At 41.5% G+C, this 26204-nt stretch carries 22 protein-coding genes and 3 pseudogenes; 14 read left to right on the plus strand and 11 right to left on the minus strand.

Annotation, left to right across the window (positions count from 1 at the left end; genetic code table 11):
* Nucleotides 1-113: 113 nt before the first annotated feature.
* Both LC586_RS32160 and map read left to right on the plus strand, forming a co-directional pair.
* A pseudogene (locus tag LC586_RS32160) lies at nucleotides 114-2099 on the plus strand (M16 family metallopeptidase); the annotation flags it as partial.
* Nucleotides 2100-2546: 447 nt separating this feature from the next.
* Nucleotides 2547-3374, plus strand: coding sequence for a type I methionyl aminopeptidase (gene map, locus LC586_RS32165; protein ID WP_109009214.1), 828 nt, complete (start codon nucleotides 2547-2549; stop codon nucleotides 3372-3374).
* A 192-nt stretch (nucleotides 3375-3566) separates the two neighbouring features.
* Here the strand turns inward: map and LC586_RS32170 are convergent, their stop codons facing one another.
* Nucleotides 3567-3794, minus strand: a complete 228-nt coding sequence (locus LC586_RS32170) for a hypothetical protein (RefSeq protein WP_229489508.1) — start codon at nucleotides 3792-3794, stop codon at nucleotides 3567-3569.
* Between the two features lie 208 nt (nucleotides 3795-4002).
* Here LC586_RS32170 and LC586_RS32175 point away from each other — a divergent pair, with 208 nt between their 5' ends.
* Nucleotides 4003-5400, plus strand: a complete 1398-nt coding sequence (locus LC586_RS32175; RefSeq protein ID WP_229489509.1) for an amidase — start codon at nucleotides 4003-4005, stop codon at nucleotides 5398-5400.
* 8 nt (nucleotides 5401-5408) lie between these two features.
* Nucleotides 5409-6086: a Crp/Fnr family transcriptional regulator gene (locus LC586_RS32180; protein ID WP_229489510.1), complete on the plus strand. Its 678-nt coding sequence runs from the start codon at nucleotides 5409-5411 to the stop codon at nucleotides 6084-6086.
* Between the two features lie 98 nt (nucleotides 6087-6184).
* Here LC586_RS32180 and LC586_RS32185 read toward each other — a convergent pair whose 3' ends face one another.
* Nucleotides 6185-6712: a GNAT family N-acetyltransferase gene (locus tag LC586_RS32185; RefSeq protein ID WP_229489511.1), complete on the minus strand. Its 528-nt coding sequence runs from the start codon at nucleotides 6710-6712 to the stop codon at nucleotides 6185-6187.
* Between the two features lie 40 nt (nucleotides 6713-6752).
* Complete coding sequence (locus LC586_RS32190; protein WP_229489528.1) at nucleotides 6753-7553, minus strand: EndoU domain-containing protein; 801 nt, start codon at nucleotides 7551-7553, stop codon at nucleotides 6753-6755.
* A 511-nt stretch (nucleotides 7554-8064) separates the two neighbouring features.
* Here LC586_RS32190 and LC586_RS32195 point away from each other — a divergent pair.
* Complete coding sequence (locus LC586_RS32195) at nucleotides 8065-8511, plus strand: acyl-CoA thioesterase (protein WP_229489512.1); 447 nt, start codon at nucleotides 8065-8067, stop codon at nucleotides 8509-8511.
* Here LC586_RS32195 and LC586_RS32200 read toward each other — a convergent pair.
* The 3 genes from LC586_RS32200 to menA all read right to left on the minus strand — a co-directional run bounded on the left by LC586_RS32200 (nucleotide 8504) and on the right by menA (nucleotide 12017).
* Nucleotides 8504-9976: a 2-succinylbenzoate--CoA ligase gene (locus LC586_RS32200; protein ID WP_229489513.1), complete on the minus strand. Its 1473-nt coding sequence runs from the start codon at nucleotides 9974-9976 to the stop codon at nucleotides 8504-8506. The genes LC586_RS32195 and LC586_RS32200 overlap by 8 nt on opposite strands.
* Nucleotides 9961-11013 carry an o-succinylbenzoate synthase gene (locus LC586_RS32205; protein WP_229489514.1) on the minus strand — a complete coding sequence of 351 codons (1053 nt, stop codon included), beginning with the start codon at nucleotides 11011-11013 and terminating at the stop codon, nucleotides 9961-9963. Before LC586_RS32205 ends, LC586_RS32200 begins: the two co-directional genes overlap by 16 nt.
* A gap of 107 nt (nucleotides 11014-11120) precedes the next feature.
* Complete coding sequence (menA, locus tag LC586_RS32210; protein ID WP_229489515.1) at nucleotides 11121-12017, minus strand: 2-carboxy-1,4-naphthoquinone phytyltransferase; 897 nt, start codon at nucleotides 12015-12017, stop codon at nucleotides 11121-11123.
* A 476-nt stretch (nucleotides 12018-12493) separates the two neighbouring features.
* Between menA and LC586_RS32215 the strand changes: the two genes are divergently transcribed.
* The 4 genes and pseudogenes from LC586_RS32215 to LC586_RS32230 form a co-directional block, all read left to right on the plus strand.
* On the plus strand, nucleotides 12494-13906 hold the full coding sequence (locus LC586_RS32215) for an isochorismate synthase (RefSeq protein ID WP_229489516.1): 1413 nt from the start codon (nucleotides 12494-12496) through the stop codon (nucleotides 13904-13906).
* Nucleotides 13907-13925: 19 nt separating this feature from the next.
* Nucleotides 13926-14342, plus strand: coding sequence for an element excision factor XisH family protein (locus LC586_RS32220; RefSeq protein ID WP_229489517.1), 417 nt, complete (start codon nucleotides 13926-13928; stop codon nucleotides 14340-14342).
* Complete coding sequence (locus tag LC586_RS32225; RefSeq protein WP_229489518.1) at nucleotides 14330-14665, plus strand: XisI protein; 336 nt, start codon at nucleotides 14330-14332, stop codon at nucleotides 14663-14665. Before LC586_RS32220 ends, LC586_RS32225 begins: the two co-directional genes overlap by 13 nt.
* Nucleotides 14666-14676: 11 nt before the next feature.
* A pseudogene (locus tag LC586_RS32230) lies at nucleotides 14677-14790 on the plus strand (chorismate-binding protein); the annotation flags it as partial.
* 69 nt (nucleotides 14791-14859) lie between these two features.
* Here LC586_RS32230 and LC586_RS32235 read toward each other — a convergent pair.
* Complete coding sequence (locus LC586_RS32235; protein WP_229489519.1) at nucleotides 14860-15033, minus strand: hypothetical protein; 174 nt, start codon at nucleotides 15031-15033, stop codon at nucleotides 14860-14862.
* A gap of 318 nt (nucleotides 15034-15351) precedes the next feature.
* On the opposite strand from LC586_RS32235, the gene LC586_RS32240 reads away from it, so the two are divergent.
* On the plus strand, nucleotides 15352-15861 hold the full coding sequence (locus LC586_RS32240) for a GNAT family N-acetyltransferase (RefSeq protein ID WP_229489520.1): 510 nt from the start codon (nucleotides 15352-15354) through the stop codon (nucleotides 15859-15861).
* Nucleotides 15862-16106: 245 nt separating this feature from the next.
* On the opposite strand, the gene LC586_RS32245 is transcribed toward LC586_RS32240, so the two are convergent.
* A complete protein-coding gene (locus LC586_RS32245) occupies nucleotides 16107-17414 on the minus strand; it encodes a glutamate-5-semialdehyde dehydrogenase (protein ID WP_229489521.1) in 1308 nt (435 codons plus the stop codon).
* A 567-nt stretch (nucleotides 17415-17981) separates the two neighbouring features.
* On the opposite strand from LC586_RS32245, the gene LC586_RS32250 reads away from it, so the two are divergent.
* Both LC586_RS32250 and LC586_RS41405 read left to right on the plus strand, forming a co-directional pair.
* Nucleotides 17982-19973 carry a zinc metalloprotease HtpX gene (locus LC586_RS32250; protein ID WP_229489522.1) on the plus strand — a complete coding sequence of 664 codons (1992 nt, stop codon included), beginning with the start codon at nucleotides 17982-17984 and terminating at the stop codon, nucleotides 19971-19973.
* 172 nt (nucleotides 19974-20145) lie between these two features.
* Nucleotides 20146-21216: a PEP-CTERM sorting domain-containing protein gene (locus LC586_RS41405; RefSeq protein WP_229489523.1), complete on the plus strand. Its 1071-nt coding sequence runs from the start codon at nucleotides 20146-20148 to the stop codon at nucleotides 21214-21216.
* A gap of 363 nt (nucleotides 21217-21579) precedes the next feature.
* Here LC586_RS41405 and LC586_RS32260 read toward each other — a convergent pair whose 3' ends face one another.
* Complete coding sequence (locus tag LC586_RS32260) at nucleotides 21580-21864, minus strand: DUF427 domain-containing protein (RefSeq protein ID WP_229468517.1); 285 nt, start codon at nucleotides 21862-21864, stop codon at nucleotides 21580-21582.
* 456 nt (nucleotides 21865-22320) lie between these two features.
* Here LC586_RS32260 and LC586_RS32265 point away from each other — a divergent pair, with 456 nt between their 5' ends.
* The gene (locus LC586_RS32265; protein ID WP_229489525.1) at nucleotides 22321-22710 is read left to right on the plus strand and encodes a hypothetical protein; all 390 of its coding nucleotides are present in this window, start codon (nucleotides 22321-22323) and stop codon (nucleotides 22708-22710) included.
* Between the two features lie 631 nt (nucleotides 22711-23341).
* Here the strand turns inward: LC586_RS32265 and LC586_RS32270 are convergent.
* Nucleotides 23342-25537, minus strand: coding sequence for a lytic transglycosylase domain-containing protein (locus LC586_RS32270; RefSeq protein WP_229489526.1), 2196 nt, complete (start codon nucleotides 25535-25537; stop codon nucleotides 23342-23344).
* Nucleotides 25538-25899: 362 nt separating this feature from the next.
* Nucleotides 25900-25989, minus strand: a pseudogene (locus LC586_RS32275) (DUF433 domain-containing protein); the annotation flags it as partial.
* A gap of 50 nt (nucleotides 25990-26039) precedes the next feature.
* On the opposite strand from LC586_RS32275, the gene LC586_RS32280 reads away from it, so the two are divergent.
* Complete coding sequence (locus tag LC586_RS32280; RefSeq protein ID WP_229489527.1) at nucleotides 26040-26186, plus strand: hypothetical protein; 147 nt, start codon at nucleotides 26040-26042, stop codon at nucleotides 26184-26186.
* Nucleotides 26187-26204 lie beyond the last annotated feature (18 nt).

Consider the following 26204-nt stretch of genomic DNA (forward strand, 5'->3'; position numbering starts at 1 on the left):
CAAATCCAAGGCTTTTTGGATAGAGAAGCTTAAATTCATTAATCGGGGATTGGGCATGGGGCATTGGGGATTGGGCATTGGTTATTTCTCCCTCATCCCCCTCATCTCCCTCATCCCCCTCATCCCCCTCATCCCCGATAGTATTGCGAGAACCGGGAGCAGGGCGGCTGTTACAAGTTGTATATCCGCTACCGGATGCAAATCAACCAGATGTGCCGACGCTAGATGTGATGGATTACATCTTGACTGAGGGACGGAATTCTAGACTTCATCAGGCATTGGTGGAATCAGGTTTAGCTAGTGAATTAACAGCGTCTGTTACCAGTTTGCGAGAATCTGGCTGGTATGAGGTGTTGGTGACGGCTGGTTCTAAACAAGATTTGAAAAAAATTGACTCAGCGTTGAGTAGCGCGATCGCCAATGTAGCAGAAAAAGGCGTGACCTCTGAAGAAGTTGAACGAGCCAAAACTCAATTAACAGCAGATGTAATTTTGAGTAACCGTGATATCACCTCTCAAGCAATGCGATTGGGCACTGATGAGACAACTGTTGGTGATTATCGCTACACAGACCGCTATTTGGCAGCTGTCCGTCTGGTGAAACCGACGGATATTGTAGCTGTGATTAACAAATATTTGACAAAAGGAGCCAGGACAGTAGGCTTTTTTGAACCAACCCAGAAGCAGATAACAGAAGTTGGTGATAAACCAGACTCAGCCCAAACTACAGAGAATTTTTCTCCTGGGGCACCTGTGCTTCCCTCTGAGGTAGTGAAATACTTACCGCCTGTGGACTTAGCTACAGATGCATTGCTTGCCGTCAAAGACATCGCCCAAGTATTACCAGAGGAATTTAAATTTACTAATGGACTGCGGTTATTACTGTTACCAGATCATAGTACTCCCACCGTTACCTTGAGCGGTCACATTCAAGCCGGGACGGAGTTTGATCCAGAGAATAAAGCTGGACTAGCTGCTTTCGTAGCAGACAATTTGCTAAATGGTACTAATAGCAAGGATGACTTAACTATTGCCAAAGTCTTGGCAGAACGAGGGGCGAGTCTCGACTTTCAAACCTACCGCGAAGGTGTGCATATCGAGGGTGATAGTTTAGCTCTTGATTTGCCGATACTCCTTGAGATATTGGCAGATGTTGTAAAAAATAGTACCTTTCCAGTCAAAGAATTGGAATTGCATCGCCAACAAACTTTAACTGACTTACAACAGGAATTAGATGAGCCATCAGAAGTAGCCAGAAGAATATTTGTTCAGTCCATTTACCCGAAAAAACATCCCTTACATACTTTTCCCACAGAGGAGAGTTTACAGCAGATTCAGCGCCAGGATGTGATTGATTTCAAAGCTAAACATTATCGTCCAGACACAACAGTGTTGGCGCTGGTGGGAGATTTTGATCTAGACATTGTGCGATCGCTGATTAAAAATGAGTTTGGTAACTGGGAAGTTAGCGGCCAAGCACCGACATTAAAATATCCCACGGTGTCAATGCCGCAGAAAATAGTCAGTGTCAACCCAGTATTACCAGGTAAAGCCCAAGCCGTTACATATATGGGTTATACAGGCATTAACCGTTATGATCCTCGGTTTCACGCAGCCTTAGTATTGAACCAGATTTTGGGAGGTGATACCTTATCTAGTAAACTGGGTGCAGAAGTGCGCGATCGCCAAGGTTTGAGCTATGGAATTTATAGCTCCTTCCAAGCCGGGAAGAATGCAGGCACATTTTTGATAGAAATGCAAACTAGTCCTGAAGATAGCAGTAAAGCGATCGCTAGTACCCGCCAAATACTACAGCAAATCCATCAACAAGGTGTTACCGCACTGGAAGTAGAAACAGCTAAACGCACCCTCATCAGTAACTACAATGTTTCCCTGGCAAACCCAGAGGAATTAACAGATAGAATTCTGATGAATGAGGTGTATGGACTAGATAAAGGAGAATTGCACTACTTCACTGACAAAATCCAGAAAGTCAGCCTTACCCAAGTTAATCAAGCGGCTCGTGAGTTACTCCACCCAGATCAAATCGTAGTCGTTACTGCTGGGCCATCTGTTTTAGCAGAAAAAAGCATTAGGTAGTACAATGTCCAAGCTATTGAGGGTTTGTAGTAAGCACAAAGCGTGCTTAAAAAACAAGGACTAAAGTCAATACTGTTCGGTTAAGCTTAAAAAATAACTCCAATGTAGGTTGGGTTGAGGAACGAAACCCAACATTTTCACAGCTTTGTTGGGTTGAACGACCTTCAACCCAACCTACAAATCTTCTTAACCGAACAGTATTGGGACTAAAGTCCTTACTACGAACTTGCTTACCCATCAATTTAAACTTGACACACTAGTGGTCTGTCTCATTAAATTTGAGGGATAAGAGAACGAACCGCAAAGGACGCAAAGAGCGCAAAGGAAGAAGGAAAAGAATCCCTATCAGGGATTAAAATAACTTAAATTATAGATATTAGTTCTCAAGTAATCTAGAGAAAGCATTAATACTTCAGCGCCAGAGCCACCAGTAATTATTAATTTCCCATGAACATTTTCAGTAACTTACTTTCTCAAGCGACTCAGCCTGCACCTGCGAAAAAGCAACGCCGAGGAATTGAAATTAAATCGCCGCGTGAAATTGAAATCATGCGGCAATCAGCGACAATTGTGGCAACTGTCCTAAAAGAAATTTCCGAGCTAGTAAAGCCAGGAATGACCACGGCTGATTTGGATGCTTATGCAGAAAAACGTATCCGCGAAATGGGCGCAACACCGAGTTTTAAAGGATATCACGGTTTTCCCGGTTCTATTTGCTCCAGCATTAACAATGAAGCAGTGCATGGCATTCCTAGTCCTAAGAAAGTGATTCGCGTGGGGGATGTATTAAAAGTAGATACGGGCGCTTATTACCAAGGCTTTCATGGTGATTCTTGCATTTCAATTGCTGTTGGTGAAGTGACCCAAGAAGCTGCTAAATTAATTCGCGTAGCAGAAGAAGCTTTATATAAGGGCATTGAACAAGTTAAGGCTGGTGTATACCTGCTTGACTTAGCTGGAGCAATTGAAGACCATGTGAAATCTAACGGCTTTAGTATAGTCGAAGAATTCACTGGACACGGCGTCGGTCGTAACTTGCACGAAGAACCTTCAGTATTCAACTACCGTACCCGCGAGATGCCAAATGTTAAACTCCGTGCGGGGATGACGCTAGCAATTGAGCCAATTTTAAATGCGGGTTCTAGACACACCCGAACATTATCTGACCGTTGGACAGCAGTCACGGTGGATAATTCTTTGTCGGCTCAGTTTGAGCATACAGTGTTGGTGACAGAGACTGGTTATGAGATTTTGACTGACCGTTCTAAGCTGTAATTGTTAGTTGTAATTATCTGTTTTTAAGAGAGGTGAAGCGTCAAAAGAGGGCGATTTGCCTCTTGATTTTTTACGACAATCGAAAGGCTCAGATTTGTGGCTTCTGATACCATTTGACTTTAATAATGATACAAGTACGCTCTTTTGGGGCATGGCAATGCCATGCCCCTACGAGAAATTTATTTATATGTATCAGGATTTTCGTGAATTGGTAATTCGAGGAAGTGTAGCGATCGCAGAACTTTTGATATTCTCAAATTTCAATTCCTGAGCAATTAATTTGTTAATATTCCGTAGTTGTTCCTGAGCATTATTGATCAGGATAATTTGTTCCATGATTTGATTAGAATCGCCAAGAGTCAGTTTTAGGCTCTGAATCAGTGTTGGCAATTCACTCACAAGTATTTCTAGTTTAGCCATAAATACCCCTTAGGGATTTGTCGAAAGTTTATGCGAAACAATTAAAATGGCTTGAGTAAGAACGTAACCACGCCTGTTGCATCTGAGCATCCTAGTTGAGTGGCAAATCTCAGCAGCTATAAAATGTATAGTTCCCGCAAATCCTGCTAAAGTAACAATTTAAGTTTTAAAATCCCAGAGAAAGCCAAAACTACCCATTCACTAACCTATGAATGAAGTTGATTTAGCATTTACCCCAGCGCTAGAGTTGGCGCAATTAATTCGTCGCCGGGAAGTATCACCGCTAGAGTTAGTGAAAATATATTTAGAACGGATTGGGCAGTTGAATCCCCAATTAGGAAGCTATTTTACGGTGACGGCAGAATTAGCGATCGCAGATGCCAATGCCAAAACAGAATTATTGACAACTACTTCAGAACTACCGCCATTTTTTGGTGTACCGATTTCAATTAAAGACCTCAATGCTGTAGCAGGTGTTACCTGTACTTATGGAAATCCAGCATTACTGAACAATATCCCTAATTATGATGATGGGGTTGTGACGAGGATTAAGCAAGCTGGGTTTACTATTCTCGGTAAAACAGCCACTTCAGAATTAGGTTCGTTTCCATACAGTGAACCTATGGGTTTTCCCCCAGCTAGAAATCCGTGGAATTTAGAATACACTCCTGGCGGTTCCAGTGGTGGCGCAGCAGCTGCGGTAGCAGGGGGATTGTGTGCGATCGCTCAAGGTTCAGATGGCGGTGGTTCAATTCGGGGGCCTGCGGCTTGTTGCGGTTTAGTTGGGCTAAAACCATCCAGAGGCAGGGTGAGTAAAGCACCCGTAGGCGAACGCCTCGCTGGAATTGCCGTCAACGGCCCGATCGCTCGGACTGTGGCTGATGCTGCTGCCCTTTTGGATACCATCTCTGGCTATACAACAGGCGATCCTTACTGGTTGCCAGATCCCGAACCATCATTTCTCGCCGCTACTGGGACAAAACTTGGTGCTTTGCGAATTGCCTTTGAAACTAACATTTCTCTTTTGGGAGAAGCTGACGCCAACTGTCAGCAAGCAGTCCGCCAAACAGTCCAGTTATTAGAACAACTCGGCCACCACGTTGAACAGAAATCCCCAGATTTTAGTGGCTTAGTTGAACCATTTCAAATTGTTTGGCAAGCTGGGATAGCTGCATCAGGACTTCCTGTTGAAGCCTTGCAGCCAGTGAATCGCTGGTTATTTGCACGCACAGGTTCTGTTGCCCAGTACCTGCAAGCAGTTTCTCAAATGCAAATAGTGGCACGGCAAATTGTGGCGTTTTTCGATACCGTGGATGTGCTGGTATTGCCAGTTTATTTACACTCACCTATCCGTGTTGGTGAATGGGCATCTCTGAGTCCAGAAGAGACATTCCAAAATATTATTGAGTGGGTTGCCCCTTGTCCGCCTGCAAATGCAACTGGACAACCTGCGATCGCAATTCCTGTAGGTTTTGATAGTAATGGTTTGCCCATGAGTGTGCAGCTAATTGGTAAACCTGCGGCTGAAGCTACACTCATCAGCCTAGCAGCACAATTAGAAGCAGCTAACCCTTGGATTCATCATCGTCCAGCCTTTGCAATATAGGGCTAATCATGCAGGCATCCCTGGAACAACTTTCACAAATAATTGTGTTTGCAGGTTTAGAAACAGCAGACAAAGTAAATTTGCAACCTCATACTCAGGTGCAACGGTATCGCAAAGGAGAGATTATTCTGCATGAGGGCGATGTCTTACCAGCAAAACTCTATGCTGTTGTCAATGGAGCAATTCAAGTTACAAAAACAGCAATGACGGGGAAGGAAACGATTCTCCGTGCCTTAGCTAGTGGGGAAATTTTTGCGGCTCCTGCTTTGTTGGGAAATGGAATTTCTCCGGCAACTGTGACTGCTGAATCTGATTGTGAAATACTCACTGTAGAGCGAGATGCTTTATTAAAAGCTATTGAGCAAAATCCTGAAATTGCATTACGAATGCTGATGGTTTTTAACAGTCGGATTCAGCAATTACATGAAACAGTTCACGGATTAGTTTCTGAAAGAGCTATTGTTCGCCTTGCCAGATTAATTCAATATTTTGCTGCTGAATCTGGAACGGAATCAACTTCAGAAGGCGAGTGTTTAAAAGTCAAATTATCTTATTATCGCATGGCTCGAAGTAGCGGCATTACTTACGAAGAATGTGTGCGGTTAATTAAAAGTCTCAAGTCAGTAATTGCCTATAGTCGGGGTGGGAACATTACAATACTTGATGCAAATAAATTGGATGCGTAGTTTACCGCCGCAGGCATCGCATTTTTTAAGACTCCATAGATAACTAATTACTATCTGCGACTTTCTCAGAAAGTGTGAGCAGAAATGTCAGGTTTTCTTCACTCGTGGTCAAGGATAGCGTAAATAAAATTGTCGTACCATCTGCCTTTGATTAATTCTTTTTCCCGCAGATGACCCTCACGACGCATACCAATTTTTTCTAATACCCTTACAGAAGCAACATTCTGTGCAACACACCAAGACCAGATACGATGCATTCTCAGTTCTTCAAAGCCGAACTTTAAAATGGCTTGTGCTGCTTCTGTTGCATAACCTTGTCCCCAATACTGAGTGTTTAATTCATAGCCGATATTTGCTTCCCGCATTTCCGGGTCGTTTACACGGATACCACAATTACCAATAAGCTGATTTTCTGCTTTGAGGATAATAGCTAACTGAAACTTTGTTCTTGGTTGCTCTTTTTGCTGACCAATAAACATCTGGACAAACTCACAAACATCCTTTTGTGTGCGATGCGTCCAATAGCTGTAACGCAAGTACAAAGGATCAGATTGATAGGTAAAAACCGCCTGCCAGTCTGCCTCTACAAAGTCACGCATTAGCAAGCGGTGTGTTTCTAAGATCATGTCTTTTCTCTATACGCTTATTGCAGACAATCTAGAAATTTTAAATTTTACATTTTGCACCTTGAGGAGTAGCATCAGGGTAATAGGTAATGATTGCTTTTTCTTCTCTAACAAAAACTGTAGGAAAGGATTGACCCGTTTCTCGGTCACGTACATTATAAATACACGCTCCCTCATTATTACCTTGCAGTTTAAATATTCTGGTGGCATCTAAAAGCATTTCTTCGGCATTGCTGAGGTAGCTATACCCTTTGATGACATCTGTTACTGTCCTATTTTTCTGCTTAATTACTACACCCATTGTATAAATGACTCCAGGAACAACTTCCTCTCGTCCCTGATTATTTGGCAACCGTCCGCCTATTCCTTCATTTTGTAGTTGTAAATATCTGCCGTTAAAATGTAAGCCACCAATATCATTGGCCTTATATATTTCACCACAAAATATATGCTCAAACCCTCGACGTTGGAACCAAATATTGGTTAAATCATCGAGAAATTGTGCTTTATTATTACGTCCAAGACGCAGTTCACCGCCGCTAGCTTGCTGAAGTTTCTGTAACACATCTGGGTAATAAGATAACAATTGTTTAAAATTATTAGAACTAACTCTTGTACCAATAGGGCCGCAGAGTTTTAGCACAGCCTTGTCAAAAGGATTTAGCAACGGTGCGGGTGGTGTGATATCTGCCTGTTGCCCTGCGGGGAAACGAACAGGAACTGGGTTATCTACATTATCAAAAAACGGCAGAAGTTGCGTATTTGACTGAGACTGCGCCTTCACTGAATTTTGCCAGCAAAATGAGGAAACCAGTAGCAGAAAAGCAAACACATTTACCATCTGGTTTGACCTATTGGTTAGAGGATTTGGCTGCATAATTTTTAGATTAATTACTTAGATGGCAATACTACATCAAGTTTAATTTAAGGGATAGCATACATTAAAAAAAATCGGTTTTTTTTAACTAGTTCCGTGGGTTTAAGTCCCCCGCTTCAATAAAAATTTTGTTTTGTGTTGGGGTTAAATCCCCATTACAAAACAAAATTTACGAAAGCGTTGCGGGGCGAACGCGAGTGCGTCTCTAAGAGTTGCCCATTACGAATTACGAATTACGAATTATTTAATGTACTGGGTTAATGAAGTTTTTTAAAAGTCTGTTTACTTTAAATTTTAAATTATTGATTACCTTGTCTTAAACTAACTAAAGGTGGCGCGTAATATCAATTCTGTATGAAGATGCGCTAAATCATAGCGATCGCTTCTGCTAGAATACTTAGTTGCAATATAATTACTTTGTAGAGCAGGCGATAAACCTGCTGTTTTTTTAATATTTAATTAATAATTGTCAAAAATGCCTTTTACTTATAACCGCACAGTTCGTTTTCAAGATACTGATGCTGCTGGGGTAGTTTATTTTGCTAATGTTTTGAGTATTTGCCATGAAGCTTATGAAGAATCTCTAGAAGCATCAAGTATTAATCTCAAAGATTTTTTTACTAATCCATCTGTAGCTTTCCCCATTGTTCATGCTAGTGTCGATTTTTTGCGCCCTATATTTGGCGGGGACAAGTTGCTAATTAGTTTAATTCCTCAAAAAATAGGTGGTGATAAGTTTGAAATTACTTACGAAATTACAGTGGCTGAAGTGGTAGTTGCTAAGGCTGTTACTAGGCATGTTTGTATTGATGCAAGTAGTAGAAGTAAACAAGAATTACCTGATGAGATTATTCAGTGGTTGGAAACGAACCGCCCAGACGCAGAGGGCGCAGAGAGAAGAAAGTCTAGAGAGATTATGTGATGGGATTTTGGAGGAATTCTCTGGCTATTTGCTGTAATTGTTGGCGGTTAATTTTACCTTGGGAGTTGCGAGGTAGATTTTGTTGGGGAATCCAATATTTTGGAATTTTATATTTGCTGAGTTTGTCTTTGAGTAGGGTTTGGATTTTTAAGGCAGAGGTATTTGATTTTTTGGGAATATAAATCGCTGTTAAGGCTTGTCCCCAATGTTTATCTGGGATGCCGATGACACAAATATCGGCAACTAATTGAGTTGCTTGTATAGCTGATTCAATCTCTGCTGGGTAAATATTTTCTCCACCTGTAATAATTTTGTCGCTGTTACGTCCGACAATATTTAAATGACCTTGCTCGTCTAAAAAACCTAAATCATCTACTTGGAAATCAGCTTGATTTTCTCTCTTTTTAGGATAGTAGCCAAGGGCTAAAGATTGAGCCTGAATGGTGATATTTCCGATTTGACTGGAATTTAAAATATCGCCTTGCTGATTGCGAATAGTTACTTTTGCATGGGGAAGAATTTGACCACTGCTAATTTTACCGTCGAGAAAATCATCTGGTTTGAGGGTAGCAATTTGAGAGGCGGTTTCTGTCATGCCATAAGTAGGTGCTAACCGGATGCGATGAAATCTGGCTTTTTCTAGTAGTTCGTTCCATGCTGGCGCACCTCCCAGAAGTACAGTATTAAATTGGGTTAGCCATTGAGTTAATTCGGGATTTTGCAGGAGTCTTTGTAACTGCGTTGGAACTAAAGATATTAAAAATTCTGATTGTTTAATATTGAATATTTGACCTGTTTCTACTGCTTTGAATGGCAAAATAGCCAGTTTACCTCCGGTGGTGAAAGAGCGCATAAATTGCATTAAACCGCTAACGTGATATAGCGGTAATACAGAAAAAGAATTGACTTGTTTTAGTTGAAAGTATTCTGTAAATCCTTGTACAGATGCGATGAGAGTTTCCCAAGTATGGATAGCAAATTTAATCTGCCCCGATGAACCACCTGTGGGAATCAGGATGAGTGGGGAGTGGGGAGTGGGGAGTGGGGAGTGGGGGGATGAGGGGGATGAGGGGGATGAGGGAGATGAGGGAGATATGATAGTAATTTCTTCGCAATTCCGATTTCCTATTTCCCACTCCCTATTCCCTACTCCCCACTCCCTATTCCCTATTCCCCAAATAATATCTGGCTGTACTAAATCAAAGACTTGCTGCCATTCTTGTGTTCCCCAGTCGGGGTTACAAAGAAAAACTGGACAATTAGCTGCACAAGCGGCAATGAAACTTGCTAAAAACCGTACTGGTTCGCGTTCAGCTAAGATGATTTTTGGTGGTATTCTACACGCTGATAATTGTGTTAGTTCTAAATATAATTCTTGAGCTATGTGATTAAATTGACGGCTGTTGTAACCAATAAGCCAATCATCCTGAGTTAGGTTATTAAGACAGTTTAAAGGTTGTTCCATAGACTTTGAAGCCACGTTTCTTCTTGTTCAAAAAAATGGTCAATGCCAAAACCAACTGCCCTATTGTTTTGGGATAATTCCGCCGCTAGCTGGAGTGCTGCAAGTCTACCGATCGCAGTTTCAAATACTGATGAAAATACAGTATCAATTTTATGCTGGTGGCAAAACTTTCTCAGACGAGATGGTGATCCAACTATCCCAGGCTTGATCACAAAAATCCCTCGCCAACCTTGTTGATAACAGGCGGCGAGTTGCCTAAGTGTAGCGACAGATTCATCTAAAGCGATCGCAGTTTCATAACTCAGACTCAATTCCAACATTTCTTGAAATTGCTCAACGGGTAGCGGTTGTTCGATAAATTCAATTTCTAAGAATAGTTCTGCATTCGCCTTAAGATTGTCGCAAGTCCGCAGCCATAAGTTAGCTTCCTCATAGGTGAGTCCACCGTTGGCATCTAATCGCAGTTTGATAAAGTCTGGTAAGGTGTTTATCAGTGACTCCAAAATTTCTAGTTCATCAGCGATCGCATACACACCAATTTTCCACTTAAACGTGTGATATCCTTGCTGCCACAAGGTTTCCCATTGATTTAAAGCCGCTTCCCCGGCTGGTAATAAAGCACTGTAGAAAAGTGAGTTGGGAGTTAGGAGTGAGGAGTTAGGAGTTAGGAGTGAGAAGTTAGGAGTTAGGAGTGAGGAATTAGGAGTTATAAAATTATCTCCCTCATCTCTCCCACTCCCCATCTCACAAGCTGACTCAAAGCCAAATTGACAAGCAGGTAACTCATCTGGGATGGAGAAAATTATCTCGTCTGTGATTTCTCTTGGGAGTTGGCGACAAAAATCTAAGGCTTGTTCTAGGGTTTCGGAACCGAACCAGCTAATGGGGGCAATTTCTCCCCAGCCAACTTTACCTGATTCATCGGTAAGCCTGAGGATAATCCCCTCACGAATATCCCAATTACCATGATTGGTAGTCAGTGTTCGCAAAAATCTTCGCTGATAAGGACGAAATTCAAATCTGTAGTCATTAGTCATTAGTCATTTTCCCTCTGCTCCAGTGCCCAATGCCCAATGCCCAATGCCCAATGCCCAATACCCAATGCCCAATGCCCAATGCCCAATGCCCAATGCCCAATGCCCAACTAAAGCATAAATCCCAGTCCAAGCAGCAAGCAAGCCCAGAAATGCACGGCTACAGCGATGAATTTACAGTTACTAACTTTGTCTGGCTGGTTGTGATTTTCTTGGACATGGCGGCATAATTTGACAGCAAACGGTAAACTTACCCAACTCAATAACGTCCACGGTGGAGAAATTCCCAATAGCACAAATAGCAAGGTGAGGGGATAAATGCTAGCAGTGAACCAAACTAGGAGTTGGGCCCCTTTTTTGGTTCCTAGACGGACGATAGGCGATCGCTTGCCTGCCGCTATGTCATCCTTAACTTGGTGAAAGTGTGAGCAAAACAAAATTAAGGTTGTGGCAATCCCGACAATGACTGAGACTGCTAAACTTGTCATTGACCAAGTTTGGGTTTGGCTGTAGTATGCTGCCTCCACTGCTAATGGGCCAAAGGCAAAAAAGCAAAGAATCTCGCCTAAACCCTGATATCCTAAGCGAAAAGGAGGCCCTTGGTACATATAGCCCAAACCACAGCACAGCAGAATGATGCCGATAACAGTTAGGTCTTGTTGCCAAAGAGCGATCGCTAATATGCCCAGCAACCCCAAACCTAAACACAAATTTCCTATCCCAAATATTAATGACTTATTGTCTGTTAAGTTAACCAGAGAATGGTGCTTATTTTGATCAATACCTGTTTCGGAATCAAAGACATCATTACTGATATTTTCCCAGGCGAGAATTAAAATTGCCGCAGCTACAAAAGTAGAAAATACTGTACCATTAAAATTTTTAGTTTCAGCAAATGCTACTGCTGTTCCCACCCAAATGGGCATAATGGCAACGCTATACATTGGCGGTTTAATCGCTGCCATCCATAACTTAGTATTGGGATATAAAATCTGCTTGGTTGTCATCAGTCGTGATTAATTAAATTGCCGGAATATTACTCACACTTGAGATTTTATAATTTAAAGAGACGTACCGCTACGCGAAAGTCAAAAGTCAAAAGGAGCCAGTGCGTTGGGCGGCTCTGCCGACTTGTTTGCTCTTAGCGTTCCCGCAGGGTAGCAACTGGCTCTCAAAAGTCAAAAAACTTATGATTTGGGTTTTTTAACTGTTGGAATGCTAGCTTTTTTAGGTCGTGCTGTACTAGATATTCATGAGCTAAAAACAACTGTCACTTTGACTGTGGCTCGTTAAGCTTGTGTTGTTAACACTCCACTCTCACGTTCCAGCCCAAGGCTGGAACTGGCTTGTCAGGTTTGGGAACACCATAAAAAACGCAAATCCTACGCTGGTGAAATGACAACTTAATATGTTACCTGTAGAAATACGACCACGATTAATTACACTTTAGGAAGTTAACTTAAAAAAAATTTACTATAGATCCATGACAGTTTCACCATGTCGTAGCAACCTCTTTGTACACAAAGATTTATATCAATTTTTGGTAGCAGTGCAAGAAAAGTGCGTCAAAAATAATTGCAGGCAAATTGTCAGTATCTCTCAGGAGATCGATTTAGTTGACCCTTTACTTGTATTAGATAAACTTACACAAGCAAATGAAATAAATTTTTACTTTGAGGACAAAGGTAAAGGAGAAGCGATCGCGGCAATTGATGCTGTGGCAAAGTTACAAATTGATGGTGTAGATCGTTTTACTCAAGCTGAACATTTTATCAAATCTTGTCTAAAAAATATAATTAAGTTTGGTAACGTTAACCAAGGTTTTTCTGGGCCTCACTTTTTTTGTTATTTCAGCTTTTTTGATAAAAATGCCCAAGTAGATTATCCATTTCCATCTGCTACCATCTTTCTTCCCCGTTGGCAAGTAGCTGTTAAAAATCAGCGTTGCATATTAGTCACAAATATAATTATCAATGAAAGTGTAAATATTCAAAGGTTATTGGAGAATGTGCAAAATAAAATTGAATTTATCCAATCTTTAGAATATTACTCTGCTAATATTGATTTTTTTCCAGCAAAGTTCTACAAGAAATCTGTCACGAATGCTACTGGGTTTAAACGTTCAGTAGTATCTGTTTTGGAAAAAATTAGGTCTAGTCATTTAAGCAAGATTGTCCTAGCAGATATATTAGATGTAAAATCAAACAACCAATTTGACTTAGTTAAATCCTTAAATAATCTTAGGCAAATACATCCTAATTGTTATATTTTTTCTACAAGTAATGGCAAAGGACAAAATTTTATTGGTGCAAGTCCAGAAAGATTAATTAGTATCAATAATCAACAGTTAATCACTGATGCTTTAGCTGGTTCTGCACCACGAGGTAAAACCCCTGCTGAAGATGCAGCTAATGCCAATCGCTTGCTTAATAGTGAAAAAGAAAAGCACGAACATTCACTGGTGCTTGATTTCATTACACAACGCCTATGCCAGCTAGGTTTATTACCTCAAATATTAGCACCACGGCTGCGACAATTATCGAATATCCAGCATTTATGGACACCAATAAGTGCTATGGTTCCAGCTAACATACACCCATTAAAGATTGTCGCCCAATTGCATCCTACACCAGCCGTTGCTGGTGCAGCACGAGATGTAGCCTGTGCGGAAATTCGGCGTTATGAAAACTTTGAAAGAGGTTTGTATGCTGCGCCTCTGGGTTGGATAGATTCTCAAGGGAACTGCGAGTTTATTGTGGGAATTCGTTCAGCATTAATTGATGGCGATCGCGCGAGATTGTATGCTGGTGCTGGTATCGTGGCTGGTTCTGATCCTGACAAGGAGTTTGCAGAGGTGCAGCTTAAACTTCAGGCATTACTGAAAGCGTTAGTTTAAAGTTAATTACTAATCTTGTATGCCAGCTAAAGATATTTACCACAATTCTGTTAGAAACGCCCTTGAAAAAGAGAGTTGGCATATTACCAATGATCCATTTATCTTAAGATGGGGTGCAAGAGATTTATATATTGATTTAGGTGCCCAAAAGCTAATAGCAGCAGAAAAAAGCGGACATAAAATAGCAGTAGAAGTTAAAAGCTTTATCGGTGCTTCTCCAGTAACCGATTTAGAAAAGGCTCTGGGACAATATATTTTATACTACGATATTCTAAGTCGCTTAGAACCAGACCGCCGCTTGTATCTTGCTATTCGTCAACAAACATACTCAGAATTGTTCCAAGAACCAATTGGTAAGATATTGATAGAAAATCAGCGTCTTTGTTTACTCGTCTTCGATTCAGAACTAGAGGTGATTCTAAAATGGATACCTTAGATAATTATCGCAAAATAATTGAAAAAATATTAGCCGAATATGCCCAACTTCCCTACGCTCATGGAGAACTAGAAAGACAGCTAATTATTGATGAAGATGCAAACCATTACCTACTACTCACACTTGGCTGGGAAAACAAACAACGGGTACATGGGTGCCTTGTCCACGTTGATATTATCAACGATAAAATTTGGATTCAAAGAGATGGTACTGAAGATGGTATTGCTAACGAATTCGTCAGTGTCGGCATTCCTAAAGATCATATCGTTCTAGCCTTTCAACCTACCGAAGTAAGAAAGTATACTGATTTTGCTGTTACATAAATTTTAAATCTGGCGATCGCGCGAGATTGTATGCTGGTGCTGGTATCGTCGCTGGTTCTGATCCTGACAAGGAGTTTGCAGAGGTGCAACTTAAACTTCAGGCTTTGTTAAAAGCATTAGTTTAATGGTTAATTTATCAGCCACCTATGATTTTGCAACACTCAATCACTAAAACTTGCTTGGGTAGAGTGCAGCTATTTGTTAGACTGCTGACTTGGTTGTTTGAGCGGTACTGAGATGATTTGCCTTCCACTAACAGCTTGCTTCTTTTGCAAATCATCACAAATTGCCTGTAAATCGTAGTTAAACAACTTGGCATGTTCTTCTCGAATTCTGTAAATCTCTTCCAGAACTTCATCTTTCCACATTTTTATTCTCCCATTAATTCATAAGGTGTACAAATTGTTGGTAGCTCGTACCGGGAGCATCCCAAATGTGCAAGTTTATTTTTATACGGTATTTGGACTTAGGCGGAGAATGAAATAACGAACCGCAAAGGACGCAAAGAACGCAAAGGAAAGAGGTTTGTACAGGGTTTTTGTACTAGTCCTGTGTCTTTTGGCAAAATTGGGATGCTCCCCTCGTACCCAGCTTCAAGACTAATCTGTGATAATTTTTTCTACATCTGAGCATTAGCAATATGTTTACAATTCCACGTTAACAGATAGTTTAAACTGTAATGCTTTATGAAAATCGAAGTTGTAAAAGTTACTCAACAACAAAAGTCAGTACTGTGTAATTTAATGGAACTATATCAGTATGACCTGAGTGAGATAGAAGTTAAAGATGTAGATGCTTCCGGCTTGTTTGGCTATCGATATCTTGATTACTATTGGACAGAACCTGAGCGACACTCATTTCTGGTTAAAGTTGATGAGAAGCTGGCAGGGTTTGTACTTGTTAATCAGCACATCTACCTTCATCAAGATAACCATGCTATGTCTATTGCCGAGTTCTTTATCCTCAGAAGGTATCGAAGCCAAGGTATTGGTGAACAGGTAGCTACTCACATTTTCAACCAGTTTCCCGGCAGTTGGGAGGTACGGCAGACTGCTTTAAACTTAGGCGCACAAGCTTTTTGGAGTAAGGTAATTAGTCAATACACTAATGGAGTTTTTAACGAGGTTTTCTTAAATGATCATCGATGGCATGGGCCAATTAAAACTTTTGACAACTCAGATAAACTATTAACATAAAAAATACACCGATTTATCCGGTGTATTTCTAGCGTTATACCATTTCTTTGTGAGGCTGCGCTAAACCCTTTTAACTTCTTTCTTTCTTTCTTTCTTTCTTTCTTTCTTTCTTTCTTTCTTTCTTTCTTTCTTTCTTTGTGTCCTTTGCGTCCTTTGCGGTTCGTTTTTTTTCTTGTACTTAAATATGGTTTAGCGCATCTTCATACAGAATTGGTATTACTAGAGCATATAATTTTGACGATGTTTTACACTAAATCCTCATGAGTAAAAGCTTTAGCATTCGCCCCGGTGTAAGTAGCTACAATATGACCATCGCCAGTCATTTGATATTTATATGTCACTAATCCTTCTAAACCAACGGGGCCGCGCGGAGGCATTTGTTGTGTACTAATCCCTACTTCTGCACCGAAGCCATACCGGAAACCATCAGCAAATCTGGTAGAACAATTGTGGAATATATTAGCTGAATTTACTAGTCCAAAGAAAGTTTCAACAGACGCTGAATCTTCAGAGATAATGGCATCGGTATGACGAGAACCATATTCGTTAATATGAGCGATCGCATCTTCTAAAGAATCTACAATCTTAATAGACAAAATAAAATCGCTGTATTCTGTTTCCCAATCTATTTCTGTTGCAGGTACGATATTAGGCAAAAGTTCCAATGTGCGTTTATCACCTCTTAATTCCACATGGCGTTCTTGCAAAGCATCGGCAACTTGTGGTAAAAATTCTCTAGCAATAGAGGCGTGAACTAGCAAAGTTTCAATGGCATTACAAACAGCAGGATATTGTGCCTTGGCATCTACTGTAATCGGAACTGCTTTAGAAATATCAGCCGCTTTATCTATATAAAGATGACAAATACCATCAGCGTGACCTAATACAGGAATCCGTGTATTTTCTTGCACAAACCGGACAAAAGAATTAGAACCTCTGGGAATAATTAAATCTACATATTTATCTAACTTCAAAAGTTCTAGAGTTTCTTCTCTAGTTGTCAACAACTGCACCGCATCAGGGTTAACAGCAGTTTGAGATAATCCTTGTTTAATTGCCTTAACTATCGCTTCACAAGAACGCACCGCTTCCTTTCCACATTTGAGAATCACACCATTTCCCGATTTGATTGCTAAGGAAACAATTTGAATCGCCGCTTCTGGACGTGCTTCAAAAATAATTCCCAAAACACCTAAAGGACAAGTAATTCGCTTGAGAATTAAACCAGTGTCAAGTTCGCGGTGAATCTGTACTTTACCGATAGGATCAGCTAGCTTACCAACATCTCGTACCCCAGCGATCGCATCTTTTAATTTATGTTCATCCAACTGCAAGCGTTTATAAAGCGGTTTGGGAATCCCTTCAGCATCAGCAGCTTCACAATCAGCAATATTCGCTTGTAAAATTTCATCTATAGCTGATTCTAAAGCTTGAGCGACCGCAACAAGCGCTTGATTTTTTACCTCAGTGGAGAGAATCGCTAGCTTACTTGCAGCTTGGCGGGTTTGCCCTGCGATCGCAATTAGGGGAGAAGCAATGTTAACAATAGTCATAGTACAAATCTTTACCTTTTCCTCATCTTATCAATGTGAGTTCACCATTGCTTATCGTCTTCCCCCAATCGGGTGAACCATTTGGGTAATCAATAATTAATCTGATCGGGTGAAGCAAAACTTGGTTTAAAACATTTATTCTGTGATTATCGAACGCAGACAAATTAACTGACTTTTCACGTTATGTGGAAAAGCCACGAAACACCTAACCCCCTAACCCCCAACCCGTGGCGGGAAGGGGGAAAATTCAAAGTCTCTCTCCTCTTAGGAGAGAGAAATAGAAGTGAGGTTTTCCAGATACCGTGAAAAGTCAGGACAAATTAAAGGTACTAAACTTACAGCACCAAAAATATTATAAGTATTGTTACAGAGCTTGTTTGAAAGTCTTAAAAATGATTTATGCGTACCGGAGGCTAGAGAGACATCGTAATGTATGTTTCTCTAGTCTTTTCCTTAAGTAAATAATTTATACTGCTGATATTTGAATTTTTACGAAATTGTGATGACGAACGCTGGATCTATTAAGTATTCATGGATTAAATACCACTCCTATGCTAAGGAGATCCTATGTCATTGCAATCGGGATTAGAAGCCTTAAAAGAAAAACGTTATCAAGAAGCGGTTGAATTACTAGAACAATTCTGCCGCGATTGCGTTGAACGTGATTCCTCAGATTATCTTTCAGCACAGATGTGGCTGATGAAAGCCTATCAAGCCACAGGCGAAATCGAAAAAGCCAAGATTTTGTGTCAAAAGTTAATGATGAGTGAAAACCCACAGGCCCGCAGTTGGGCAGAACAAGCTAGTCAATCCTTCCGCCAAACGCCAGCAAACCAATCTAACGCCAGCCAAAAAGCTGGTCGCGCCGCTACTACAGGGATGAAATTAGCAATGGGGGGTGTGGGTGGTAGTTTGGCGTTAGCTTCTGGTGTCACTATGACCTTGCTGTTTGGCATGGTCTTCGCTTTAGGTTTGAGCTTAGTATTTATTTTGGGTAGCGACGATCCCCTCCAAGGGCTAGCGATCGCTATTGGTATTACCCTAGTTTTTAATATCGCTGCCTTTTTCCTGTCTCCATTTCTCATGGACTTAACCCAAAGCTGGCTTTACCAAACTCGCTGGGTAGAGTTGGCAGAAGTTGAAACCCTCAGTCCAGAGACAGCTAAGGTTATTCGCCAAGTCTGTGAGCAGAAAAAGCTGAAAGCGCCCCGTTTAGGCATCATTAACGACCAAAACCCGACGGCTTTTACTTATGGCTCATTACCTAACAGCGCCCGTTTAGTCGTCAGTCAGGGACTTTTTACTTATCTGGATGACGATGAAATTGCTACCGTCTACGCCCATGAATTGGGGCACATCGTCCACTGGGACTTTGCAGTGATGACAGTAGCTTCTACCTTAGTGCAAATTTGTTACTTGATTTACAGCACAGCTAGAAGATTTGGGCGTGGTGGCGATAGCAAAATTAAAGATGCTATGCAAACTGCTGGTCTAGTTGCCTACGTGTTTTATATCATTGGTACTTATCTATTGCTGTACCTCTCCCGCACACGAGAATACTTTGCTGACCACTTTGCAGCAGAAAGTACAGGTAATCCTAATGGATTATCCCGCGCTTTGGTGAAAATTGCCTACGGGATATTAGAAGAAGGTTCACGGACACAAGAACCCAGCCGTTTAATTGAAGGGACTCGCGCCTTGGGTATTTATGACCATAAAGCCGCCGCTTCCACAGGAACCGCCTACCGCATTACATCCGATACTCAAAAAGTTGGTCGCGTCTTTTTGTGGGATATGTTTAACCCTTGGGGCTGGTGGATGGAATTAAATTCCACTCACCCATTGACAGGTAAGCGAGTTCGTGCATTAAGCACCTATGCTGAACAGTTGGGTTTAGCGACTGAGTTCGATATGGGGCGAGTTATTGGAGAAGGCAAAACTCTGAGTAAGAGTAGGCTTTACGGTAACTTCTTTTTAGATGTTGTGCTGTACGGCGCTGAAACTATAGGTTTCTTCGTTGGCTTGGTAATTGGTGTGATTCTGTGGTCAAGTTCTCCAAACACAGGTTTAGCATTTGGTGCGCCACTAATTGGTTTAGGGATGGGGATTATTGTTAAAGCCTTGGTGATGTTCCCCGACTACAAACAAGCAGCAGAAACCGATATTCTCACCCTGATGTCAGACCCCTACGCCAGTCCGTTGCGTGGACAACCTGCAAAACTTAAAGGTCAACTAATTGGTCGTGGCGATGCTGGTTATAAATTTGGTTCCGATTTAAAAATTCAAGATCGTAGCGGAATGCTTTATCTGCATTACGCCTCACGCTTTGGCCCCATCGGCAATTTCCTGTTTGGGATGAAGCGAGTCAAAAGCTTGATTGGTGAACAAGTGGGGGCTGTGGGTTGGTTCCGTCGGGGTGTTGCACCTTGGATGGATCTGATTCAACTCCAAAGTGAAAATGGCACCATTGTCAACAGTTACCATCGCTTTTGGTCATTCATCCTTGGTGGTGGATCGATTATCCTGGGAGTAGTCTTGATTATGTTATTGAGCAGCTAGCTGAGTTTTTAGCCTGCTGTCAAAGCATTTCTCAGTCCATCCAAGCTTTAATTTGTTGGGAGGTAGTTAGTAACTGCCTTCTTAAATCACAGCCAAATACTTTTCAAACAACCTCTAAGACTAGATATCCCCGATTTTCCGAGTTTTGACAAATTAATCCGAGGAGTTTTAGGTGACAAAAAACAATAGAAAAAAGGCTGTGGCTCAAGCTATTTCCACAGCCGTTGCTCTGGGTTGGGTGATAATGCAAGTGGAATCAGCACAAGCTGCTACCTTGACGGTTAACAATCTTGATGACAGTGGCGTTGGCTCGTTGCGAGATACTATCAACATGGCAACTAGCAATGACGTGGTAGAGTTCTTATTGGGAAGTCATCCCAGTACAATTACCCTGACGAGTGGGGCACTTGCGAGCGCTAAGAATCTCACTATTAATGGCCCAGGTGCTAACTTACTTACCATCAGTAGCAATAATCACTTCCCCGTGTTTGACATTAACGCCGCGAATGTTACATTTTCTGGGCTAGCGATCGCTGGTAATATCAACGCTTACAATTCTAGTAACCTAACGTTTATCAATAGCACCATCAACGGCGACAATCTGAAAATAGATAACCCTACTGGTAAACTGACGCTTATTAATAGCACTATCAACGGTAACAATAGTGTGAATATCAATGCTAATGAGCTGACGCTGACCAATGGTAGTGAGGTAAGGGATCTAAGTAACACCGCTAACGCCGGCGATTTAACTATCTCTACTGGTAGCCTAACGATTTCCGATAGCGCCAACGTCAATTCTGGGCAAATCAGCAATGGTTCAGCAGGTAACCTATTGGTCAACAGCAATCTTCTTATATTGAGATCAGGAGCTATACTAAGGACGATCCCTGGTGGTAGTAATAATTTCGGAGGAGGAGGCAACATAAATATCAACTCTCCTTTTATAATCGCACTACCCAATGAACCAAGCGATATCGCTGGTGGTAGCAATAATTCAGGAGCAGGAGGCAACATAACTGTTATAGCCAGTGGCATTTTCGGGACAAGAGTACCCGAACCAAGCGATATGGCTGGTGGTAGCAATAATTCAGGAGCAGGAGGGAACATTACTCTTACAACCGGTACCCTTTTACTGACAAGAGTACCCGAACCCAGCGCGATCGCAGGTAGTATACTTGCTTGTAGTCTGGCTTGGCTGGCCAAGAGAAAGCAAACAACATTTCGCAAGGCGAAGGTATAATTACGTATTAAAATAAATCTGCAAATAGTTTAAATACGAAGCCCGCTCAGACTTCTCTCTGCGCGGGCTAATTATTTTATCAGTAAACCAAAAAGTTTTTTAGAAGCTTTACCAAGCAAACATTTCAGCTAAATCCAGCGAGATCACAAAACAACGTTTTGTTGAGCATTTCAGACGATACCTCAAGTTACCTTTAAGCGATCGCTCTAAGATCCCTCTAAAACGAATGGTGAATACTCCAGATTCACAATGGCTGAAACCCTGATTTTTACGTTGGTTTTTAAAAGTTTGTGGTTTACTGTTTATGGGCAATTAGTCGGACATTTAATGTCCCTGAAACTGAAATACTTCCAGGAACGTTTATTAAGCCTCAACTTTGACACCCTTCCAGAAGGCGACATGGCCTTCAATATTCTTAGCTTTCTCCTTGGCGCTGGGATAATACCAAGCAGCATCTTTATTGATTTGTCCATCAACGTCGATACTGTAGTAGCTGGCGACACCTTTCCAAGGACAAGTGGTGTGAGTGTTACTTTCTGTGAAGTACTGCTTGTTAATGGTGTCAACAGGGAAATAATGGTTGCCTTCCACAACTACGGTATTATCACTCTCGGCTAAAACTGCGCCATTCCAAATTGCTTTCGGCATAAGTGAGTTTGCAAATAAACTATACACTTAACATTTTGACACGATCAGCTTATTTTATCCTCCTTAACACCTAACTGCTCAAATGAATGCTAAGTAAGGTTGATAGAAAACTTTGCGATGCCAATATTAATTATAATCACTTTTATTTATCGAATTAAGAATTAAATGTATTTGTTTTTATCATCAGGATTTTCTAGCATATTGGTATGCAAAGTTAATCAGCTAAAACACAGTTGAATTTAAGTTTATAGCGTAAGGAAAAAAATATATAGAAGAGAACATCATAATTACCTATATGTGAGCGATCGCACCTTCTATAAATGCTAGCAAATAAGAGATTTTAGGTAGCTTACTTTTGCTTTTTATAAGTTTTTAGGGACTAACCTGTCATTGCTAAAAAATAGAATTTTATTACTAAGCGATACTAATTAACTTAGTGAGAATCAGGAAAAATTTATGAAACTTACAAACTTTATCAATTCTGCACTTATCGTTGGTTGTATTGCTTTTCTACCTGGAATTGTTGCCGCTCAAACAGCTAACAATAACAATAGTGCCGGACAAATCAATACAAATGTCAACTTTAATTCCGCAAATGCCAGTCATCTTCAACCTTTCAATACTGCTTTTCTAGCTTATCAAGGTGGTTTCAAAGAGCAGGGTATTCCCAGTGGAAGCGCTTTGATTTTTGAATACCAAATAGGAAACCTGACTGCGAAAGATGTGGTTCAGGCTGCTGTTAGGGCTAACAAATTACCAGCACAACTTTTGAATGATGCAGGTTATCTCAATGCGGTCGAGTCGCAGTTGACATCATTCACCAATCCTAGTGATTCAGATTACTAAATACAGGTTTGGCAAAGTTCGTAAGTGACTTATAGCGTCGAAGCAAATCTAACTGGCGGCGGCAATAAAATTCAGCCAAAATAGGACTTATAGCGATTCTCAGTTGAGTGAAATACAAGAACCCCACCCCCAACCCCCTCCCCGCTCTTCGAGAGCTTGCTCTGATGTACCTCATTTGATTAGGAAAAGCTATATATCATGTCCGCCAAATTACCCATAATAAAAGAACCCCACCCCGCCAAAGCTGTACTTTGTCTCCCCTCCCCGCTCTTCGGGAGGGGTTCTTCGGGTTTAATAAGTAATCAAGCGGACATAATATTACGCACTGTACAAATGCATTCTGATGTGCATTAACGAGCTTGAGGAAGTTTTTAGGCTTTTCTTAATTATCCTGCGATCGTAAATAGACCATGCTGTAGGGGCTAAGCTTTGCTGTGCCTAGCCCTTTCAAGGTGGTGAAATTTAGAACGAGAATTGGTTGTTTCAACCTTCAAAAAGCCCAAAATCTGAGCGGAGAATTCAAGATGGTAACACTGAAACAACGTATCTTCGTTGGCCACCTTGAAAGGGCTAGTTCTAATGTGCTTTCCCTGCTCCTCTGCTCGCTACTTGCTCATCCGATTCGGCGAAATCACTGCGTTGGCAATTTTGGGTGTGTAGTCGAGTACTTTGCTACGATGCCTGAAATCTCAGGGTTGTAAAGTCTCAAATAATTCCAATAGTTGCCAAATACTTGACGCACATAATTTTTGGTTTCATCAAAGGGAATTTGTTCAACAAACTCATCTGGGTCTTGTGTAGTTTGAGTTTGCAGCCATTTGGAGACATTACCGGGGCCAGCATTGTAACTGGCGATCGCCAGCAACGAGTTATTGTTATATTGCTCATGGGTATGATCCAAATACCATGTACCCAGCATAATGTTATCGTTGGGATTTTCGAGACTTATTGTTTTGAAATCCACCTTGATTTGTGGGGCAATCCATTTAGCTGTACTCGGCAACACCTGCATTAAACCAGTAGCATCAGCGATGGATTTGATTTTTGGTTCAAACCGTGACTCTTGACGCATCAAAGCAGTGACTAGCAAGGGATTGAGTTGACGCTCAGTAGACCACTTTTCAATCTCTCGCAGATAGGGAAATGGATAACGCGCTTGCCAGTAGGTGATTTGTTTGCTCAGAGTCTCATATTGGGCAACTTCTGCTGGTATTTCCCGGTCTTCCAATTTAGAAATTTTATCAATTCCTATGAGATTTTCTCCTTTTGCCAGTCGCATCAACCCTTCAGTAAATTGCTCTGCTACAGTTGGCTGAATTTTATTCTGAAATTCTGTTTGCCATTGTAACCAGGCATCGCGGTTTTGACCCAACAGATACAATTCTTTGAAAGTCTCAGAACCAGCAGGCGGTACTGGACGCTGGGGTGTGATTACTTCCGGGTTCATAACGCGCACGTTGTCAAAGTTGCCAACATTTAGCCCTAGCATCGTCGCGGCTCGCCATGCATAGTAAGAGTAGGGAAACTGGCTAATCACATACTCATAAGCAGTTTGAGATTCCTGCTGTTTGCCTAGTGAAGCTGCCCATTTCCCTACCCAAAAGCCTGCTCTCGGAGCCAAAATACTGTTGGGGTTGTTGGTGACAATTGGTTCTGCCCATTGCCAAGCACCGACGTAATCTTTAACTTTGGCTTTATCTTGGGCAATTTTCCAACGATACTCTGCCGCCTCGTCAGAATCGCCGTATTTGGCTATGAGTAATTGCCACGCCTCACTAGCTGACTTTTGATTATTAGTGGCTTGGAGAGTTTTAGCTTTTTGTACCAGTGCAGTACCAGCTTGTTTAGGAAATTTACTAATTACCTGCTCAAGATAAGGTAAGCCGTCTTTACCTGTTTTTGCGGTTTCTGCTAATCGTAGTAGTGCAGTCCCAGTTTCTTCGGTATTGGGAAATTGCTGCACTAATTGTTTATAGATGGCGATCGCTTTTTCTTTATCTTTGCCCCCTACCTGTAACCCCCGTGCAGTGCGGTAGAGGTTACGCGATGTTTTGGGTGCTTTGGCATAAGCATTCGCGGCTTTGAGAAATTGATTATTTTCCCAATAGCTTGTACCAATGAGTTCCCAGTCTTCGGGTTTCAGGGTAGGCTGTTTTACTAGCTGATCCAAAACGCCCACTATGCCAGGTTGGTCATAGGCATATTTAGCCAAAATCAATTGTAATTGTGGCTGGTTGGGATTTTCTTGCAAGCGTTTACGAATGATTTCCCAAGTCAGAGGGTTGGAAGGAAATTGAGCGATCGCTATTTCCTGTTGCTTCGGTTGGGCAATCAGATATAGTGCTTTCACTGTGGCCGCTTCTTTGGGATACAGTTTCAACACACTTTGTCTGAGATCCGAGGCTTTGCCGTTTTCGCCCAGCATATCCTGTGCCTGCGCCTGTTTCAGTAAAATATAGGGCGCGAGGATAGGATAGTCTTTCTCTAGTCCTTGGAGTAAAGCCAGCGCTTTTTGCGCTTGGGTTCTTTCAATGTAATCACTCGCCAAAAGATAACGAGCGCGATTTCGGTCTGGCGATCGCGACTGTCCTGCAATCTCTGCTAGTTTTGCCGCCCGTTCTGGCAGCGATTGTGATATCAGTGGAAAGACGGCTGATTGGGTAATGCTACCCTCTGATGTTTGCTCTGCTTTATTCTGACTCAGTTTGAGCCATTGCCCCAGAGACTTGCCAATCTCAGGTGCCGATACCATTGCCCCAGCTAAAAAGGCAAACAGTGCCGCACCCGCAATTATCGAAATTTGCTTTTTCTGTAGTTTCTTCAGCATGAATACCCGCTGAAAAGTTCCGGTGAATTTCTTGAAACTGTAGCACTCCTAGCCATCAGTATTACCAATTTTTAATTTTAGATTTTTAATTTTATGTAGAAAAATACTAATTTTCAATCTACCGTTGTTAGTAATGAGTAACTAACACATATTAGATCCTATTACATCTATCTTTGGTATATATAACAGTTCAGTTCAGCAATTTTTCCTTCTCTTTCTTCTCTCTCTGTGTCCTCTGCGCCTCTGTGGTAGCCTTGCAATTTTTCCCAGAAGAATAGCAGCGTATTTCTGAAGGTTGTAATCAATCAGAAAATTCATGACTCCACTGCATGTTTAGCTTTCTGCACTTGGAGTTTTTTCCATACGTCATAAATGGTAATGCGAGTGCCTGCGATCGTCAATCCCCGCTCTGTACGGATGATAGCTGTTTGTTCAGTTGATCCTAGAGTCATACCCTCAGATCCTTGAAAATTGATTGCATACTATCCTAGCAAAAAGTAGGGTGGGCATTTGCTTACTACATCTGAGTGAAGCGATCGCTGACCGGATAAGTCGCGGCGTGCAAGCCCCTAAATTTATTTATGGGGGTAAGCCGCAGGCGAATTTATTCGCCGTCATGTTTCGTTCTGATTTTGAATGTACATTTTAATAGTGTCTAAAGTCGCAC

It is taken from the genome of Nostoc favosum CHAB5714, assembly GCF_020829495.1.
Taxonomy (GTDB): Bacteria; Cyanobacteriota; Cyanobacteriia; order Cyanobacteriales; family Nostocaceae; genus Nostoc; species Nostoc favosum.